Below are 16,973 nucleotides of genomic sequence, written 5' to 3'. Positions count from 1 at the left end.
GTGCACGAGCGGCTCTCCGTCCACAACGTGACGTTCTACGGCGCACCGCTGTCCGAGCTCCATGAGCACTGGCAGCGGCTGGCGGTGAAACAGTTGAGCGTGATCGACTCGCAGCTCTTCGATTCGACGCGGTCCAGCGCTTCGCGGGCGGCGCGCACCTCGGCCGGCGCGACGGGAACCCTGCCCGCGCCGAACAGGTGATAGACGGCGTCCACCCGGTAGCCGTGGCGGGCCGCCAGCTCTGGCAGCGCCGAATCGAAGAGCTGCGAGTCGATCACGCTCAACTGTTTCACCGCCAGCCGCTGCCAGTGCTCATGGAGCTCGGACAGCGGTGCGCCGTAGAACGTCACGTTGTGGACGGAGAGCCGCTCGTGCACGGTCAAACCTTCAGTCCCGCTTCTCGATCTCGACGCCGAACCGCTCCCGGAAGGGCCGGAACTCCTCGTGCAGCGCGTCGAGGTTCTCGCCGATGTCGGTGAGCAGCGAGGTGGAGTAGCGGAACTTGCCGTACCGGTCGCCGGGATTGCGCGCCAGATAGTCGCGCATGGCGGTCTCGGCTCGCGGGGTCAGTTCGCGTCCGCTGAACGAGTAGTACGCGCGCGCAACACCGACCTGGTCGGCGACGAAATCGGTGTAACGCACGTGCAGGATGCGTGGGTCGGCGACGAGCGGATGGCTCATGGTGTTGGCGATGCTCGCCCGGGTCAGCTCCAGATGCATCTTCGCCGCGGCTTTCAGGTCGACCGGGCCGACGATGCCTTCGAGGATGTCGGCCATCATCATGGTGCGCGACGCCGCCACCTGGACCGGGTCACGATGCAGCCACAGCAGCGACGCGTCGGGATAGGTGTCGAAGAACTCGGTGAGCCGGAACCCGTGGAAACCCTTGCACACCCAGTACTTCGGCGGGCGGCCGTACTGGCATTGCTGCAGCATCGCCTTGTGGATACGGTACTGCGCCGCCGCGTCGGTGGGCAGTCCGCCGACCACGGTCTGCATCGGCACCCGCCACCACGCGGTCGGCGTCATCACCCGGAAGTCGAACGCCCAGGTGCGCTCGTCCTCCGGCAGTCCGGCGCCGAGCATGTCGTTGTAGGGGTGACTGTGCAGCCACTTGGGCATCCTGGTGTTGATCTCGCGCCAGTCCGCGTCGGCGCGCGCCGGCCGGGGATCGTCGCCGGTGGCCAGGCCCGGCGGCGGCGACGGATACATCACCTCCCAGAACCGCAGCGCCCGGGCGTCCGGATCCACCGACAGCAGGGCGTGCATCAGCGTTGTGCCCGAACGGGGTTCGCCTGTCACGAACATCGGGCGGTCGATGACCTCGGCGGCGACCGGGTGGCGAGCGCGGTCGGCGAAGAACTCCAGCCGCGAGGTCAGCAGCCAGTGACACACCTCCTCGGCCCGTGCGAGACCGTCGGCGTCCATGCCGGAATCGTTGAGAAGGTCGACGGCGGTCGCGAACCGCTGCGGCAGCGTCGGATCACCGTAGTCGCGCAGACCGGTGGCGGCCTCGGCGTCGCGCAGGAGCCGGCCCGCGTCCAGGACAGTGCTCACGATGCCGCCCCGCAGAGCCGCAGCAGTTCGTCCTCGGTCTCGCGTACCCGATCCGCGGACGTTGCGGCGTAGTGCAATCCGGCCATCGCGCCGTAGTCCATGATCTTCGGCACGCGTAACCCCGCATCGACGAACTCCTTGATCCGGCGGGCCACCTGCGCCGGGGTGCCGTGCGGGATGACGGCCAGCAGAGCCTCCGGTTCGACCCGGCCGAGGAAGTCGACGATGCGTTCACGGGTCATGGTGGCGGGGTCGATGTCGTGGAAGCCGTGCCAGTCCTCGCCCATCGGATGCGCGAACCCGAACGACCGAAGCGTCTGTGCGGACACCTGTAGCAGGAAGGCCTTCACCAGCGGCGCTCGGAAGATCTCGGCCAGCATGGCCTCGTCGTCGGCGATCAGACAGACCTGGATGAAGCACGGGGTGACCGCCATCGGGTCACGGCCGGCGCGTTCGGCCGAGCCGCGCACCGCGGACAGCATGTCGGCGTAATGGTCAGGGGTCCACGCACCGGCCGGCCACCAGCCGTCGGCGTAGCGGCCGACGATGTCGAGCATCCGGGGACCGCTCGCGCCGATCCAGATCTCCGGAAAGCGGCCGTCGAACGGTTCGGTGTCCAACCGCGCGTGGTGCAGCCGGTAGAACCGCCCGGTGAAATCGACGGGTCCGTCGGACTCCCACAGCAACCGGATGACGCGCAGCGCTTCTTCGAAGCGGCTGACCGGCCGGGCGAAGTCGAACCCGTAGGGCACGATGTTCTCACTCTCGCCACTGCCCAGGCCGAGGATGAATCGCCCGCGGGCGAGGTGGTCGATGGTCAGGGCGGACTGGGCCAGCGACGCCGGATGGCGGCGGACGGTGTCGACGACCGCGGTGGCCAGAGGGGTGTGCTCGGTCAGCACCGCGGCCGCCGCGGCCACCGCCATCCCGTCGAGGTGCCGGTGCGGGGACGGTGATGCGGTGGCCAGATCGGTGAACTCGGGGGTCCAGATCGAGTCGGGCCAGAAGCTGACCATGTGGTCGGGCAACCAGATCGAGTGATAGCGGCCGGTGTCGAGCCGGCCGAGCCCGGACAGGTCGAGCGGCAGCGTGGTGCGCAGGAACGCCGCCGGTTGCACCGCTGCACTGCTGGGCACTCGCTCAGCATAGGGTGCGGCGCTCCGGCCGGAGTCGGGTTTGCGCCGATTCGGTCGTCAACGTGTGGCGCGCGCAATCGCGGCGACGACCGCCTCCCGCGGCTGGGGTCGCCCGAAGTGGTAACCCTGCGCCAGGGGGCATCCCATCGCCCGCAGCACGTCGGCCTGGTGCTCGGTCTCCACCCCCTCGGCGATGAAGGGCAGGCCGAGGGCATCGGCGAGGCCGGCGACGGCCTGCAACAGCGGCGGCGGCGAAGGTGCCGGCGTGATCGACGCGGTGAACGACGCATCGAGTTTGAGCAGGTCGGTCGGCAGCTTCTGGAGTCTGCTCAGCGACGAGTAACCGGTGCCGAAATCGTCGATGGCGATCCGGATCCCGTGGCGTCGGAGCTCGATCAAGGCTTTGATCGAGGACGGCCGGTCGACGTCGAGCACGCTCTCGGTGACCTCCAGGACCAGTTGTCGGGCGGGCCAGCCCGTGACCGCGAGGGTGCCGACGACCCGGTCGACGTAGCCGGGTTCGACCAGTTCGAGCCCGGACACGTTGACACTCAGAGTCATTCGCAGCTCGGCAGACTGCTGCTGCATCCAGCACGCGTCCAGGCAGGCGCGTCGCAAGACGTACTGGTCGAGCTCGCCGATCAGCTCGTTGTCCTCGGCGACGCGGATGACCTCGCCGGCATGCAGTTCGGAGCCGAGTGCCGGCGACCATCGCAACAGCGCCTCGACGCCCACGACGGCGTCGTCGTCGGTGAGCCGGACGACGGGCTGGTAGTGCACGCCGATGGTCTCCGCGGCGAGCGCGTCGCTGAGTTGACGCGCCAGGGGCGGTAGCCGCGAGGATTCCAGCATCGTGCGGTTCCGGCCGATCGATCTGGCCCGGCGCAGCGCGGTGTCGGCGCGCGCCAGAACCGGCGACGCCGATTCCCCGGGGCTCCACGCGCTGACGCCTGCCGAGAACTCTCGTGAGCTGCCGGCGCGAAGCAGTTCGGTCAGCTCGAACGCGCGCTGTTCGGTGGTCTCCGGCAGCAGCAACGCGAACTCGTCGTCGCCGCGCCGGGCGAGGACCTGGCCGGGGGCGAGCATGCTGCGCCACGCTGCGACGAGCTGTTGCATCACCGCATCACCGGCCCGGTCCCCGAATTCTTCGTGGATCGCGGCGTGCCCGTCGACCGACATCAGGACGACCGCCGGACCGTGCCCGGTGGCGAGCGCCTTCTTGATCTCGGCGTTGACGGCCCGGTCGAAACCCCGGCGGTTGGGCACGCCGGTGGCCTCGTCGAGCTCGGCCTTGGACACGATCCGGCCGAGGATCACGATGGCCGTCCCGATCGCTGCGGTGGTGGCGGCGGTGACCGCCCCGGTCCACCAGGGCACCGCCGGGGTCAGGGCCAGTGTGGTCAGGCAGCACGCGATCGCCAGCCCCATGTGGACCACCGCGGCGGGCCACGCGACGAAGAAGGCTGCGCAGGCGACGAATACATACAGGGTCGCGAAGGACACCGCGACGGGCCCTGTCGATGCGTTGACGGACAACGTGATCAGCGCGATCGCGGTCAGGACCAGCAGATGAAACTGCCGCAGACTCAACCGCGGTCCGATCAGCAGCACACAGACACCGACGAAGACGGCGACGGCGGCGTTGCCATACTGCACGGCGGCGCTGCGGAAGGCGTCGGAGGCCAGCGCGGTGACGAGAGCGACCAGGACGCCGCCGACCAGGAAGTAGGCACCGGCAGTGCGGGCCATGAGCGTCGGTGTCGCGATGCCCGGCCACATCTGCGCGCGCTTGACTGCGGTCCGGCCGGCCCGCACCCACCCCACGCCGACATGGTAGCCGCCGAACCGCACGATGCCGGTAGTCCTCAGCCCAGCCGGGCCCGCAGTTCACGCTTGAGCACCTTGCCGTAGCTGTTCTTCGGCAGTTCACCGACGAACTCGTAGCGCTTCGGCCGTTTGAACCGCGCGATGCGCTCGAGCAGGTGGACGTCCAGGTCGGCGGGCGAGACGTCACCGACGATGAACGCGACGACGACCTCGCCCCACTCCTCGTCGGGGGCGCCGACCACCCCGGCCTCGACCACGGCGGGGTGCTCCAACAGCACCTCTTCCACCTCGCGCGGATAGATGTTGCTGCCGCCGCTGATCACCACGTCCTTGGACCGGTCGCGCAGCGTCAGGAAGCCGTTGGCGTCGAACGAACCCATGTCCCCGGTGCACAGCCAGCCGTCCCGCAGCGTCGCCTTGGTGGCGGCCGGGTTCTTCCAGTACCCCGACATCACCACGTCACCGCGGCACACGATCTCACCGATCTCACCGATCGCGGCGGGTGCGCCGTCCGGTCCCAGCACCGCGACGTCGACGCCGGAGCGCGCGTAGCCCACCGAGCCGAGCACCGCGTCGGGCGCCCATCCGTCTTCGGCGACATGGTCCTGCCTGCGCAACCCGGTGATCGTCATCGGCGCCTCGCCCTGCCCGTACAGCTGCACGAAGACCGGACCCAACGCTGCCATCGCCTTCTTCAGGCTCTCCACGTACATCGGTCCGCCGCCGTACACGATGGTCTTCAGGTTCGAAGGACAGGCCCGTCCGGTCTGCACCAGCCGGGCCACCATGGTCGGCGCGAGGAACGCACTGCAGCCCGGGTGCCGCTCGCACAGGTCGAGGAACTCGTCGGGGTCGAACGTCCCCGACGCCGGCACCACTTGGCGTGCACCGCGCGAAACGTACGGGGGCACATAGAGTCCCGAACCATGTGACATCGGGGCGCCGTGGATCAGGCTGCAGTTCTGGTCGGGGGAGTCGAAGTCCGCCAGGTGTGACACCGTCATCGCGATCAGGTTGCGGTGCGACAGCATCGCGCCCTTCGACCGCCCGGTGGTGCCGCTGGTGTAGAACAGCCAGGCCAGCAGCGCCGGATCCGTGGTGCGCGGTACCGCCGAAGCATCTGCAGTACAACGGCTCTCGTACTCGACAGAACCGATCGTCTCGACCGGCGCCGACGTCACCGCGGCCAGCTCGGCGCCGACCTTCGCCGAGGTGAACACCCGGGCCGCACCCGAGTCGTCGAGGATCTGCGCCATCTCGCGGGGGTGCAGTTTGTAGTTGAGCGGCACGAACACACATTCCGCGGCCCAGATCGCGAACATCAACTCGACGAGGTGCGGGCTGTTCTCACTGGCCACCGCGATCCGGGCGCCGGGCCCCGACCCCCGCAGGGACGACGCGAGCCGCAACGCCCGCTCGCGCAACGACGCCCAGGTATGGACCTGCCGCTCACCGTGATACACCGCGCCCCGGTCGCCGTGGCGCGCCGCGGCCTGGTCGAGCAGGGCGAACAGGTTCAACGCGCCACCCAGTCCGAGTTCAGCGCGAAGTCGGACAGGTACTTCGTCGAACTCCAACCGCCGTCGACGACGATCGTCTGACCGTTGATGAAGCTGCCGCCCTCCGAGCACAGGAACGCCACCGTCGACGCGATGTCCTCGACGCGCCCGAGCCGCTGGTGCGGGGTCATCTCGGTGTTGATCTTGCGGAAGCGCTCGTCCTCCAGTCGCGTGGCGACCATCGGTGTCAGCGTGACACCGGGCGCGACGGCGTTGCACCGGATCCCCTGGGCGCCGTACTGGCAGGCGATGTGACCGGTCAGGGCCGTCAGTCCGCCCTTGGCCGCCGAGTACGCCCCGCCACGGAGCCCGCCGACGACCGCGAACGTCGACGTCACGTTGATGATCGCCGAGCCGGGCTGCATGTGCACGATCACGTCGCGTGCCAGCCGGAACGGCGCCCGCAGCATGATGCCCAGGAACCGGTCCAGGGTGTCGTCGTCGGTCTCGTGCAACGGCTTCGGGCTGCCGATGCCTGCGTTGTTGATCAGGAAGTCGATCCGGCCCCACCGCTCCAACGCCGCGGACACGATGCGCTGCGGGGCGTCGTCGTCGGTCAGGTCGACCGCCAGCGTCGCGATCCGGTCGGAGGTCCGGCCCAACTCGGCGAGCCGGTCCCGGTCACGCCCGGTGCCCAGCACCGCCATGCCCTGCGCGGCAAGCGTTGTCGCACAACTGAACCCGATGCCGCTGCTGGCGCCGGTGACGATCGCTACCTGCATGTCGAACCCTCCTTCGCCAGATCGGCTCTGATCGCGTGCTTGAGCACCTTGCCCGCATCGTTCTTGGGCAGTGCGTCGACGAACACCACCTGCTCGGGCACCTTGAACTTCGCGACACCGCGCGCGACGAGGAACTCCCCGAGTTCGGCGACGTCCGGCGCGGGCGGACCGGCGGCGACGATCGCCGCGCAGGCCCGCTCCCCGGTGCGCGGGTCGGGGAGGCCGACGATCGCGATCTCCGCGATCCGCGGGTGGGTGACGAGGATGTCCTCGACCTCCTTGGGGGAGATGTTCTCGCCGTTGCGGATGATGATGTCCTTGGCCCGGCCGGTGACCACCAGATGCCCGTCGTCGGTGAGGCGGCCCAGGTCACCGGTGCGGAAGTAGCCGGCCTCGTCGAAAGCGTCGCGGTTGTCCTCGGCGTGCAGGTATCCGGTCAGCATCTGCGGCCCGCGGGTACGGATCTCACCGTCGACCAGTCTGATGTCGGCGATGCCCGGCCGTCCGTCGGTGTCGGCGGCCCGGTCGACGTCGTCGAGGGATCCCACCGTGGTCACCGGGACTTCGGTCGAACCGTACACCCGGCTCACCGCTGCTTTGTCGAAATATTCTGCGGCGCTGCGGATGAGCGACGGCGGCACCGACGCCCCGCCGCAGATGAACACCTTCAGGTCGGGCAGTCTGGTGTCCGCGCGGCGGGCCGCGGCCAGCAGCCCGTCCAGGAACGGCGTCGCCCCGGCCATGTGGGTGCAGCGGTGTGCGAGCATCAGCGCCACCGCGGCGTCGGGATCCCACCGTTGCAACAGCACCGCCTGCGTGCCGAGCAGGAGCGGGCATTCGAACGCGTAGATCGACCCCCCGATGTGGGCGATCGGTGACGGGACCAGGAAGGTGTCGCCCGGGTCGATCCGCCAGTACCGGCCCAGCTGTGCGATCAGCGCAGCCAGCGACTCATGGCTGTGCAGCACACCTTTCGGCCTTCCGGTGGTTCCGGAGGTGTACATGATCATCCGGGTGGCGGCCGGGTCCGGCTCGGGCAGCGCGCCCCGGCCCGGTTCGGCCAGCAGATCCGGCAGCGCCAGGCGTCCCGGCTCGCCGCGGACGACGACGACCTCCGGCGGGGCCGCCAGGCCGGCGACCACACGGTCGAGCATCGCGGCGTAGTCGTGACCGCCGAACGTCTGCGGGATGAAGATCATCCGGCTGCCGGCGTCGTCGAGGATGAACGACAGCTCCCGCTCGCGCAACGACGGAAGGATCGGGTTGACCACCATGCCGGCCAACGTGGCGCCGAGGTAGACGATCGCGGCCTCGTGCCAGTTGGGCACCATGAAGGACACCACGCTGCCCGCCGGCATCCGCCGGGTGAGCGCATGTGCCAACGCCGTCGCCTGGTCCGACAGCTCGGCGCAGCTCAGCGACACCGCGTCGTCACGCAGCAGCACCCGGTTCGGCGTCTCGCGTGCGGCTTCGCGCAGCGCATCGGCCAGCGTCCCGCTCATTGTGCGTCCCGACTCAGGTCTGATTGTGCGTCCCGCACCCGGCGCATCGTCATCGCGTGCCGAAACCTCGACGCCGGATGGGTGTTCACCGTCACCTGGGCGATCTCGCCGTCGGAAGTGGTGTAGGTGCGCTGCATCTGCAACGCCGCGGTGCCCTCCTCGGCTTGCAGCTGGGCGGCGAGTCCGGCGTCGAGCACCACCGCCGAGATCTCCTGGTGCACCTCGACGATGCTGACCCCGAAGAGGTCCTCGATGAGCGGGAAGATCGGCCCGGTATGCCGGTGCAGCAGCCGTCCCACCGCGGCGAAACCGCGGTTGATGAAGTACTCGGTCCGGCAGATCGGCGCGGTGTCGTCGTCGGTGCGCCGAAATCCGCTCACCGACAGCCATTCCGACCCGGAGGGCAACCCGGTCCGGGCGGCCAGGGCGTCGTCGACGGTGACCATCGCGTTGCTCGCGATGGCGAACCGGGCACCCTGCGCGAAGGCCAGCAGATCGTCGATCGACACGACATCCTGCTCGTAGGAGTTCGTGTTGGGTCGCGGCACCACCAGAGTGCCTGCGCGGGGGCGGGATTCGACGAGCTTGTCGTCGCGGAGCCGGCGCAGCGCCTCGCGGATCGTGTACCGGCTGACCGCGAACCGCTCACACAGTTCGTGCTCGGTCGGCAGTTGCGAGCCCACCGGGTACACCCCGTCGACGATCTCCTTGCGCAGGGTGCGCGCCACCTGCAGGTAGCGGTGACCACCGGCCGTGGCGGTCATAGCCGGGCGACCGCCAGCACGCTGCCGTCACCGTCGGCCGACACGTACAGCGTGCCGTCGGGGCCGGACGCCACCCCGGCGAACGGTCCCTGCGGACCGGAGAACGGCGGCATGCCCTTGAGCGGCTTGGGTTCGACCCCGGGCGGCGGACCGACTGCCAGGCCGGCCGCGACGGTGGTGCGCGCCTTGGTGTCCAGGTCGAACTCGACGAGTTCCTTGGCGCCGGCGTCGACGATGTAGAGCCGGCCGTCGCGTACGTGGATTCCCTGGGGGCGCAGCAGGCCGTCCACCACGGTGTCGGCACCACCGGAGCCGACGCGCACCACCCGGCCCGCGCCGGACTCGGCCACCAGCGGCGCGCCGCCGGGGTCGATCGCGACACCGACGGGCTCGCGCAGTCCGGTCGCCAGCGTCTCGGTGGCACCCGAACGCAGTGCCAGAACCCGGCCGGTGCCGAGCTCGGCGAACACGATCGTGCCGTCGGCGGCGACGTCGACGCCGTAAAGTTGATCGAAATCGGTGGCCAGGAAGTCGGTTTCACCGTCGGCAGGACGGTAGCGGGCCACCTGTCCGCCCGAGGTGGTGACCACGAACTCGCCGGCGCCCACGGCCGTCACCCCGCGCAGGAAGCCGGGATAGCCGGGGGAGAACAGCATCCCGACCGTCTGCAGCCCCCCGTCGGGGGTCAGCTGATAGAAGTAGGTGCCGTCGGCGACGTACAGCCGGCCGTCGGAGACGGTCAGGTCCAGTGGCCAGTTCAGTCCGCCGGGCAGCAGCGTCGAGGTGTGCCCGTCGGCGTGGATCTCGGTGATCTCCCCGGTGAAGTTGGACGCGAACAGCCGGTCACCGACCAGCGTCAAATTGTCCAGTCCCGGGTTGAGCTGAGCGAGAACGGTTTTCTCGCCGGTGCGAGGGTCGATGCGCAACACCTGGCCGCTGGCCACCTGCGTCGACACGATGAACCCCTCGGCGTCGAACTTCACCGCGTCGGGCACCCCGAGGTCGGCGGCGACCCGCTGCGGTTCACCGCCGGCAGGGTCCACCCGCCAGATCTCGTTGGCCGTCATCAGCGGGTAGTAGAGAAGCCCGTCCGGGCCGACCTCCATCGCGTTGGGGGACGGCAGGTTCTCCAGCAGGATGCGGGGCGTCCCGCCGTCGAGCGGAAGTTCCAACAGCCGGCCGCCGTCGCGGCACTCGCCGACGAACAACCGTCCCCGGTGCACCGTGATGCCGTTCGCGCACGGAAGGTCGTCGCGCAGCACCCTTGTGCGGCCCGCGGTGTCCCGCGCCGAGACGCGCCCGTCCATCACCTCGGTCGCGAACAGTGTTCCGTCCTCGCCGAAGGCCACGTCGTCAGGGGCGACGATGTCGCCGCCCTTGGGGCTCACGGTGTCCAGCAGCCCGGTCGCCGGGTCCAGGGCGCTGATCTGACTTCCCGTCACCTGGGCCACGTAGACGCGTCCGTCCGGTCCGGTGCGCAAGCCGTTCGCACCGAACAGGCGGCTCGGTGCGGTCACCCGCCGGACCTGCCAACCCTCGGTGACGGTCGGGTCTGGCGCGTCGTACCGGGCAATCATGCGTCCGGACGTTAGCAAGCAGTGCTAGTCCAGACAATAGGGCCGCGATCAACGCTGTTCCGGCCTTGACGCCCACATAAGCCCTGCGGAATAGTGTTCTGCAATATGCAGAGCACCATTATTTGTCCGGACAAATGACGTGACGGTGGGGTTATCGCTGAGCCTCGACGGCAGGATCGTCGTCGTCTCGGGAGCAGGTGGCGGAGGCATCGGCACCACGGTCACCCGGCTGGCCGCCGAAGCCGGCGCCACGGTTGTCGCGGTCAGCCGGTCCTCGGCCAATCTCGACGAGCACGTCGCACCGCTGGCCGAACAGGGGCTTGCCGTCGTGCCCGTCGCCGCCGACGCGTCCACCGACGACGGCATCGCGACCGTGCTGCAGCAGGTGCGCCGCACCGACGGGCGGCTCTACGGTCTGGTCAACATCGCCGGCGGGGCGGCACCGTCGACGTGGATGCCGTCCACCCGCGTCACCCGTGACGACTGGCGCGCACTGTTCGCCGCCAATCTCGAGACCGCGTTCTTCATGAGTCAGGCCGTCGCCGCCGAGATCCGCGGCCAGGGTGATCCGGGTTCGATCGTGTCGGTGTCGTCGATCAGCGGCATGAACACCGCGCCGTTCCACATCGCCTACGGAACGGCCAAGGCCGCCATCGTCGCGATGACCCGCACGATGGCCGTGGAGTTGGCCACCGACGACATCAGGGTCAACGCCGTGGCTCCGGGGGTCACCGAGACAGCGGCGTCACGCATGTACGTCGACGAGGACCCCGACCGCGACCGCCGGGCCATCGCGATGGGCAGGCGCGGCACCCCGGAGGAGCAGGCCGGCGCGATCCTGTTCCTGCTCTCGGACCTGTCGAGCTACGTCACCGGGCAGACCCTGCTCGTCGATGGCGGGCTCAACCTCAAATGGAGCCATCTGGGCGCCGACAACACGTCGCTGTTCCTCAAGGACGAGTCATTCCGAGAAGCCATTAGGAGGATCTGATGACCGATCTCGAAGCGAAAGTGGAGACGGCAGAAGAACTGTCGGAACCGATGACCATCGGGGTGGACGCCTACATCTCCCCGGAGTACGCCCGCGCCGAACGGGACCGGCTGTGGCGCAAGGTGTGGCAGCAGATCGGCCGCGTCGAGGAGTTCCCCGAGATCGGCAGCTACCTCACCTACGACATCCTCGACGACTCGATCCTGGTGGTACGCACCGGCGACAAGGAATTCAAAGCCCACCACAACGTGTGCATGCACCGCGGCCGCCGACTGGTCGACACCCCGGAGGGCGCCAAGAACGCGCGCGGCCGCGCCCGAAAGTCGTTCGTGTGCGGCTTCCACGGCTGGACATACGGTCTGGACGGCACCTGTACCCACATCCGCGAACAGGACGACTGGGTCGGCAAGCTCACCCCGCGGAACACCCACCTGGCGCCCGTGCAGGTCGACACCTGGGGTGGCTGGGTGTTCGTCAACATGGACCCCGACTGCGAGCCGCTGGCCGACTACCTGTTCCCGGCGGCCAAGATCCTCGACCCGTTCGGGCTGGAGAACATGCGCTACAAGTGGCGCAAATGGCTCTACTTCGACTGCAATTGGAAGGTCGCGATGGAGGCCTTCAACGAGACCTACCACGTGTTCACCACCCACCCGGAGTTCAACAAGTTCGGCGAGTTCAAGGGCTGGGCCAAAGCGCAGGGCAAGCACAGCAACATCGGTTACGACGCGCCCAAGGGCATGGACGAGACCAAGTCCAAGATCCGGCTCGGCACCGGCGACGACCCGCGCGTCTCCACCGCCGAGATGCAGATGTACACCTGGGAACAGACCAACGCGACCACCACCGAGACACTGGTGAACGCCGCCAAGCGGCTGGTCGACGAACTGCCCGAGGGAACCCCGGCCGACAAGGTGCTGCAGCACTGGCTGGCCTCGGCCCGCCGCGACGACGAGGCCCGCGGGGTGATCTGGCCGACCATCCCACCGGACATCCTCGGCCAGAGCGGCACGGCGTGGCAGATCTTCCCGAACTTCCAGATCGGCCAGGGCCTGACCAGTGCGCTGTGCTACAGCGCCCGCCCCGATCCGAGCTACCATCCCGACAAGTGCATCTTCGAGGTGGCCGTCTTCGAGCTGTACCCCAAAGGCCAAGAGCCCGAGACGGAATGGGCCTACACCCCGAAGGACTCCCCGAACTGGCTGTCGGTGCTGCCGCAGGACTTCTCGAACATGGCGGCCGTACAGCAGGGCATGAAGTCGGCGGGTTTCCCGGGCACGCTGCCGAACCCGTATCGCGAACGCAGCACCGTCAACCTGCACCACCAACTGTCCAAGTACATGGGAACCGGCGAACCCCGAGCGCTGTAGAGCGATTTGGGCGTACTTCGTCACGCTCACCGTGACCAACTACGCCGAAATCCCGAAGAGGAGGAACTGTGGAGACCTGCGGGCCCACCGACACGCCGACCGACATCGACATCCCGGCGTTGCGTCAGAAGTACGCGGCCGAACGCGCCAAGCGGCTGCGCCCGGAGGGCGCGTCCCAGTACCTGGAGCTCGAGGGCGAGTTCGCCGAGTTCTACGAGGTGGACCCCTACACGCCGGCGACGGTGCGCGATCCGGTCGCCGAGGACGTCGAGGTCGTGATCCTCGGCGGTGGCTTCGCCGGGCTGCTGGCCGGCGCCTACCTGAAAAAGGCCGGTGTGACCGGGATCCGCGTCATCGAGATGGCCGGTGACTTCGGGGGCGTGTGGTACTGGAACCGGTTCCCCGGCATCCAGTGCGACAACGACGCCTACTGCTATATCCCGCTGCTCGAAGAGCTCGGTTTCATGCCGAGCAAGAAGTTCGCCGACGGCGCCGAGATCTTCGGCCACTGTCGCAACATCGGCAAGCACTTCGGCCTGTACGACGGCGCGCTGTTCTCCACCCAGGTGCGCGAACTGCGTTGGGACGACGAACTGCAACGGTGGCGGATCAGCACCGACCGCGGCGACGACGTCCGGGCCCGGTTCGTCGTGATGGCGCAGGGCTCCTACAACCGTCCGAAGCTGCCCGGCATTCCCGGCATCAAGGACTTCGCCGGACACGTGTTCCACTCCGCCCGCTGGGACTACGACTACACCGGCGGTGACGCCGACGGCGGCCTGCACAAGCTCGCCGACAAGCGGGTCGCGCTCGTCGGCACCGGCGCGACCGGTGTGCAGCTGGTGCCTCATCTCGGCCGGGACGCCAGGGAGCTCTTCGTCTTCCAGCGGACCCCGTCCTCGGTGGACGAGCGGGTCAACACCCCCACCGACCCGGACTGGGCCGCCTCGCTGCAGCCCGGGTGGCAGGAGGAGCGCAAGCGGAACTTCCACAACTGGTCGCCGTTCGTCGGCGTGGTGTTCGGTGAGCCGGATCTGGTGTGCGACTTCTGGACCGAGCTCGGCCGCAACCTGACCGCGCGCATCGCGGGCAGCGCCGATCCGGCGGCGGTGACCATCGAGCAGATCATGGCGTTCCGGGAGGAGGAGGACTACAAGATCATGGAGCGGCTGCGGCGCCGTGTCGCCGCCGTCGTGGAGGACCCGGTCACGGCCGAGGCGCTCAAGCCGTACTACCGGTTCATGTGCAAGCGGCCGTGTTCGAGCGAGCATTATCTGGCCACCTTCAACCGGCCGAACGTGACGCTCGTCGACGTGTCGGAATCCAAGGGCGTGGAACGGCTGACCGAGAAGGGGATCGTCGCCAACGGCGTGGAGTACGAGGTCGACTGCGTCATCTTCGCGAGCGGCTTCGAGATCTCGACGGAGATCAGCCGCCGGTACGCGATCGACCGCATCATCGGCAGGGGCGGGCTGTCGCTCTTCGATTACTGGCACGACAGCTACAAGACCCTGCACGGCATGACGACCTGCGGATTCCCGAACCAGTTCTTCATGGGCTTCATCCAGGGCGGGGTGTCGGCGAACACCACCGCGATGTTCGAGCAACAGGCCAAGCACATCGCGTACATCATCGCCGAGGCGCAGAGCCGTGGTGCGACGACGGTCGAGCCCACGCAGGAGGGCCAGGACAACTGGGTCGCGACCGTCCGCGAACTGTCGATCGACAACTCCGCCTTCGAGTTGTCCTGTACTCCGGGCTATTACAACAACGAGGGCCGCGGCGGCGCGGAGAACAACGGCGCGTTCCTCGGCGACTTTTATTCGCCCGGCTTCTACGCGTTCGACGATCTGATCGCCGAGTGGCGCGCGGCCGGTGCCCTCGAAGGCCTCGAGCTCCGTGGCTGACCTGCGTTTCGATGGACGCGTCGCCGTCGTCACCGGAGCCGGACGCGGGCTGGGGCGCGCGTACGCGCTGATGCTGGCCGCGCAGGGTGCCAAGGTGGTGGTCAACGATCCCGGTGGCGCGCTCGACGGCGAGGGCGCCGACACCGGCCCCGCCCAGACGGTCGTCGACGAGATCGTCTCGGCCGGTGGGGAAGCCGTCGCCAGTACCGACAGCGTCGCCACCCCCGAGGGTGGCCGGGCCATCGTCTCCGCGGCGCAGGAGCGCTTCGGCGGCGTCGACATCCTGGTCCACAACGCCGGCATCGTGCGCCGCGCATCGCTGGCGGAGATGACCTACGACGACTTCGAGGCCGTGCTCGACGTGCACCTGCGCGGCGCGTTCCACGTCGTGCGGCCCGCCTTCCCGGTGATGCAGGCGGCCGGGTACGGCCGCATCGTGTTGACCTCGTCGATCGGCGGGCTCTACGGCAACCACGACGTCGCCAATTACGCCGTCGCGAAGGCCGGGGTGATCGGTCTGTCCAACGTCGCGGCGATGGAGGGCGCCGCCCATAATGTGACGAGCAACGTGATCGTGCCCGCCGCGGTGACCCGGATGGCCGCCGGGATCGACACCTCCGCCTACCCGCCGATGGGCCCCGAGCTCGTCGCCCCGGTGGTCGGCTACCTGGCCCACGAAAGCTGTTCGGTCACAGGGGAGATGTTCATCGCGCTGGCCGGCCGGGTCGCCACCGCCGCGGTGACGGAGTCCCCCGGGGTGTACCGGTCGTCATGGACGATCGCGGACGTCGCGGACAATCTCGACGTGATCCGGGACCGTTCCGAGCCGCTCACGTTCCCGGTGGTGCCGGACGGGCACGGCGACCACATCCGGTACAGCTTCGCGATGGCCAACCGAGGGTCCGTCCATGCCTGAGAACGGACCGCTGGCCGGCATCCGCGTCGTCGATCTCACCGCGATGGTCATGGGCCCGTACTGCACGCAGATCATGGCCGACATGGGCGCCGAGGTGATCAAGGTCGAACCGCCCGAAGGGGACAACACCCGGTTCATCTCGGTCGGTCCGGTGCCGGGAATGAGCGGGGTGTTCGTCAACGTCAACCGCGGCAAGAAAAGTGTGGTGCTGGACCTGCGCTCCGACGGCGGCAAGGCCGCGATGCGGGAACTGATCGCCCGGGCCGACGTGTTCATCCACTCGATGCGGTCCAAGGCGATCGCCAAGCTCGGATTCGGCTATGACGACGTCGCGGCCATCAACCCCTCGATTGTCTACACCAACTGCTACGGATACGGGCGGCGCGGACCCGAACGTGACCGGCCCGCGTACGACGACACCATCCAGGCCGAGTGCGGAATCCCGGCCGTGCAGCGGCAACTCACCGGCGAAGCCGACTACGTCGGCACCATCATGGCCGACAAGGTGGCCGGACTCACGGCGCTGTACGCGACGACGATGGCGCTGTTCCACCGTGAACGGACCGGGGAGGGGCAAGAGGTCGAGGTCGCCATGTTCGAGACGATGGCCGCCTTCATGCTGGTCGAACATGCCAACGGCGCCATGTTCGACCCCCCGCTCGGTCCGGCCGTCTACCCGCGGACGGTGGCGCCCAACCGCCGCCCCTACCGCACCAAGGACGGCTACATCGCCGTGCTGATCTACAACGACAAGCACTGGAACGCGTTCGTCAACGCCGTGCAGCCGCCGTGGTCCTCGGATCTGTACGCGACACTGGAAGCCCGTGCCCACCAGATCGACGCCGTGTACGGACTCGTGGCCGAGACGCTGGCGGAACGCACGACCGACGAATGGCTGGATCTGTTCCGGGAACTGGAGATTCCGGCCGCGCCGCTGAACACCCCGGACGCGCTGTTCGACGACCCGCACCTCAACGCGGTGGGGCTTTTCGAGACCGTGGACACCGGGCACGGACCGGTCAGGTTCCCCGGTGTGCCGACCTGGTTCTCCCGCACCCCGGGCCGGGTGCGCGGGCCGGCGCCCGAACTCGGCGCGGACACCGCATCGGTGCTCGACGAACTCGGCCTGGGTGCGGGGTAGGGAA

At 68.7% G+C, this 16,973-nt stretch carries 13 protein-coding genes and 1 pseudogene; 6 read left to right on the top strand and 8 right to left on the bottom strand.

The genetic code is table 11. From position 1 onward, the window contains the following. A pseudogene (locus ASJ79_RS33850) lies at positions 1-123 on the top strand (sugar phosphate isomerase/epimerase); the annotation flags it as partial. A gap of 264 nt (positions 124-387) precedes the next feature. Here ASJ79_RS33850 and ASJ79_RS10875 read toward each other — a convergent pair. From ASJ79_RS10875 to ASJ79_RS10840, 8 genes are read right to left on the bottom strand one after another with little or no spacing between them, the layout of a single operon-like run. After that, on the bottom strand, positions 388-1,557 hold the full coding sequence (locus ASJ79_RS10875; RefSeq protein ID WP_067954974.1) for a sulfotransferase: 1,170 nt from the start codon (positions 1,555-1,557) through the stop codon (positions 388-390). Continuing rightward, positions 1,554-2,693, bottom strand: coding sequence for an LLM class flavin-dependent oxidoreductase (locus ASJ79_RS10870; protein WP_231750814.1), 1,140 nt, complete (start codon positions 2,691-2,693; stop codon positions 1,554-1,556). The genes ASJ79_RS10875 and ASJ79_RS10870 overlap by 4 nt, the downstream gene beginning before the upstream one ends. A 57-nt stretch (positions 2,694-2,750) precedes the next feature. After that, a complete protein-coding gene (locus ASJ79_RS10865; RefSeq protein WP_067954989.1) occupies positions 2,751-4,517 on the bottom strand; it encodes a bifunctional diguanylate cyclase/phosphodiesterase in 1,767 nt (588 codons plus the stop codon). 41 nt (positions 4,518-4,558) lie between these two features. Beyond that, positions 4,559-6,040: a long-chain fatty acid--CoA ligase gene (locus ASJ79_RS10860; protein ID WP_067954972.1), complete on the bottom strand. Its 1,482-nt coding sequence runs from the start codon at positions 6,038-6,040 to the stop codon at positions 4,559-4,561. After that, a complete protein-coding gene (locus ASJ79_RS10855) occupies positions 6,037-6,801 on the bottom strand; it encodes an SDR family NAD(P)-dependent oxidoreductase (RefSeq protein ID WP_067954970.1) in 765 nt (254 codons plus the stop codon). The genes ASJ79_RS10860 and ASJ79_RS10855 overlap by 4 nt, the downstream gene beginning before the upstream one ends. Further along, complete coding sequence (locus ASJ79_RS10850) at positions 6,792-8,303, bottom strand: AMP-binding protein (RefSeq protein WP_067954968.1); 1,512 nt, start codon at positions 8,301-8,303, stop codon at positions 6,792-6,794. The genes ASJ79_RS10855 and ASJ79_RS10850 overlap by 10 nt, the downstream gene beginning before the upstream one ends. Continuing rightward, entirely contained in the window at positions 8,300-9,067 is a 768-nt protein-coding gene (locus tag ASJ79_RS10845; protein ID WP_067954966.1) for a GntR family transcriptional regulator, read from the bottom strand. The genes ASJ79_RS10850 and ASJ79_RS10845 overlap by 4 nt, the downstream gene beginning before the upstream one ends. Further along, positions 9,064-10,644 carry an SMP-30/gluconolactonase/LRE family protein gene (locus tag ASJ79_RS10840; protein ID WP_067954964.1) on the bottom strand — a complete coding sequence of 527 codons (1,581 nt, stop codon included), beginning with the start codon at positions 10,642-10,644 and terminating at the stop codon, positions 9,064-9,066. The genes ASJ79_RS10845 and ASJ79_RS10840 overlap by 4 nt, the downstream gene beginning before the upstream one ends. Before the next feature lie 139 nt (positions 10,645-10,783). Between ASJ79_RS10840 and ASJ79_RS10835 the strand changes: the two genes are divergently transcribed. From ASJ79_RS10835 to ASJ79_RS10815, 5 genes are all read left to right on the top strand, one after another. Next, entirely contained in the window at positions 10,784-11,635 is an 852-nt protein-coding gene (locus ASJ79_RS10835) for an SDR family NAD(P)-dependent oxidoreductase (RefSeq protein WP_067954962.1), read from the top strand. Beyond that, positions 11,635-13,005 carry an SRPBCC family protein gene (locus ASJ79_RS10830; protein WP_067954960.1) on the top strand — a complete coding sequence of 457 codons (1,371 nt, stop codon included), beginning with the start codon at positions 11,635-11,637 and terminating at the stop codon, positions 13,003-13,005. The genes ASJ79_RS10835 and ASJ79_RS10830 overlap by 1 nt, the downstream gene beginning before the upstream one ends. A 68-nt stretch (positions 13,006-13,073) precedes the next feature. Next, the gene (locus ASJ79_RS10825; protein WP_067954958.1) at positions 13,074-14,912 is read left to right on the top strand and encodes an NAD(P)/FAD-dependent oxidoreductase; all 1,839 of its coding nucleotides are present in this window, start codon (positions 13,074-13,076) and stop codon (positions 14,910-14,912) included. Then, positions 14,905-15,828 (top strand): SDR family NAD(P)-dependent oxidoreductase, encoded by a 924-nt coding sequence (locus ASJ79_RS10820; RefSeq protein WP_067954988.1) that lies wholly within the window; start codon positions 14,905-14,907, stop codon positions 15,826-15,828. Before ASJ79_RS10825 ends, ASJ79_RS10820 begins: the two co-directional genes overlap by 8 nt. Beyond that, positions 15,821-16,969, top strand: a complete 1,149-nt coding sequence (locus ASJ79_RS10815; RefSeq protein WP_067954957.1) for a CaiB/BaiF CoA-transferase family protein — start codon at positions 15,821-15,823, stop codon at positions 16,967-16,969. Before ASJ79_RS10820 ends, ASJ79_RS10815 begins: the two co-directional genes overlap by 8 nt. The last annotated feature ends 4 nt before the right edge of the window (positions 16,970-16,973 follow it).

The organism is Mycobacterium sp. NAZ190054, assembly GCF_001545925.1.
GTDB lineage: Bacteria > Actinomycetota > Actinomycetes > Mycobacteriales > Mycobacteriaceae > Mycobacterium.
Note: the sequence above shows the minus strand (reverse complement) of the source record. Positions and strands in the feature narration are given on the sequence as shown.

Excerpts from the sequence above, each read along its gene's own strand:
- ASJ79_RS10855 (WP_067954970.1), bottom strand. The coding sequence starts at position 6,801 with ATGCAGGTAGCGATCGTCACCGGCGCCAGCAGCGGCATCGGGTTCAGT.
- ASJ79_RS10850 (WP_067954968.1), bottom strand. The coding sequence starts at position 8,303 with ATGAGCGGGACGCTGGCCGATGCGCTGCGCGAAGCCGCACGCGAGACG.
- ASJ79_RS10845 (WP_067954966.1), bottom strand. The coding sequence starts at position 9,067 with ATGACCGCCACGGCCGGTGGTCACCGCTACCTGCAGGTGGCGCGCACC.
- ASJ79_RS10840 (WP_067954964.1), bottom strand. The coding sequence starts at position 10,644 with ATGATTGCCCGGTACGACGCGCCAGACCCGACCGTCACCGAGGGTTGG.
- ASJ79_RS10830 (WP_067954960.1), top strand. The coding sequence starts at position 11,635 with ATGACCGATCTCGAAGCGAAAGTGGAGACGGCAGAAGAACTGTCGGAA.
- ASJ79_RS10815 (WP_067954957.1), top strand. The coding sequence starts at position 15,821 with ATGCCTGAGAACGGACCGCTGGCCGGCATCCGCGTCGTCGATCTCACC.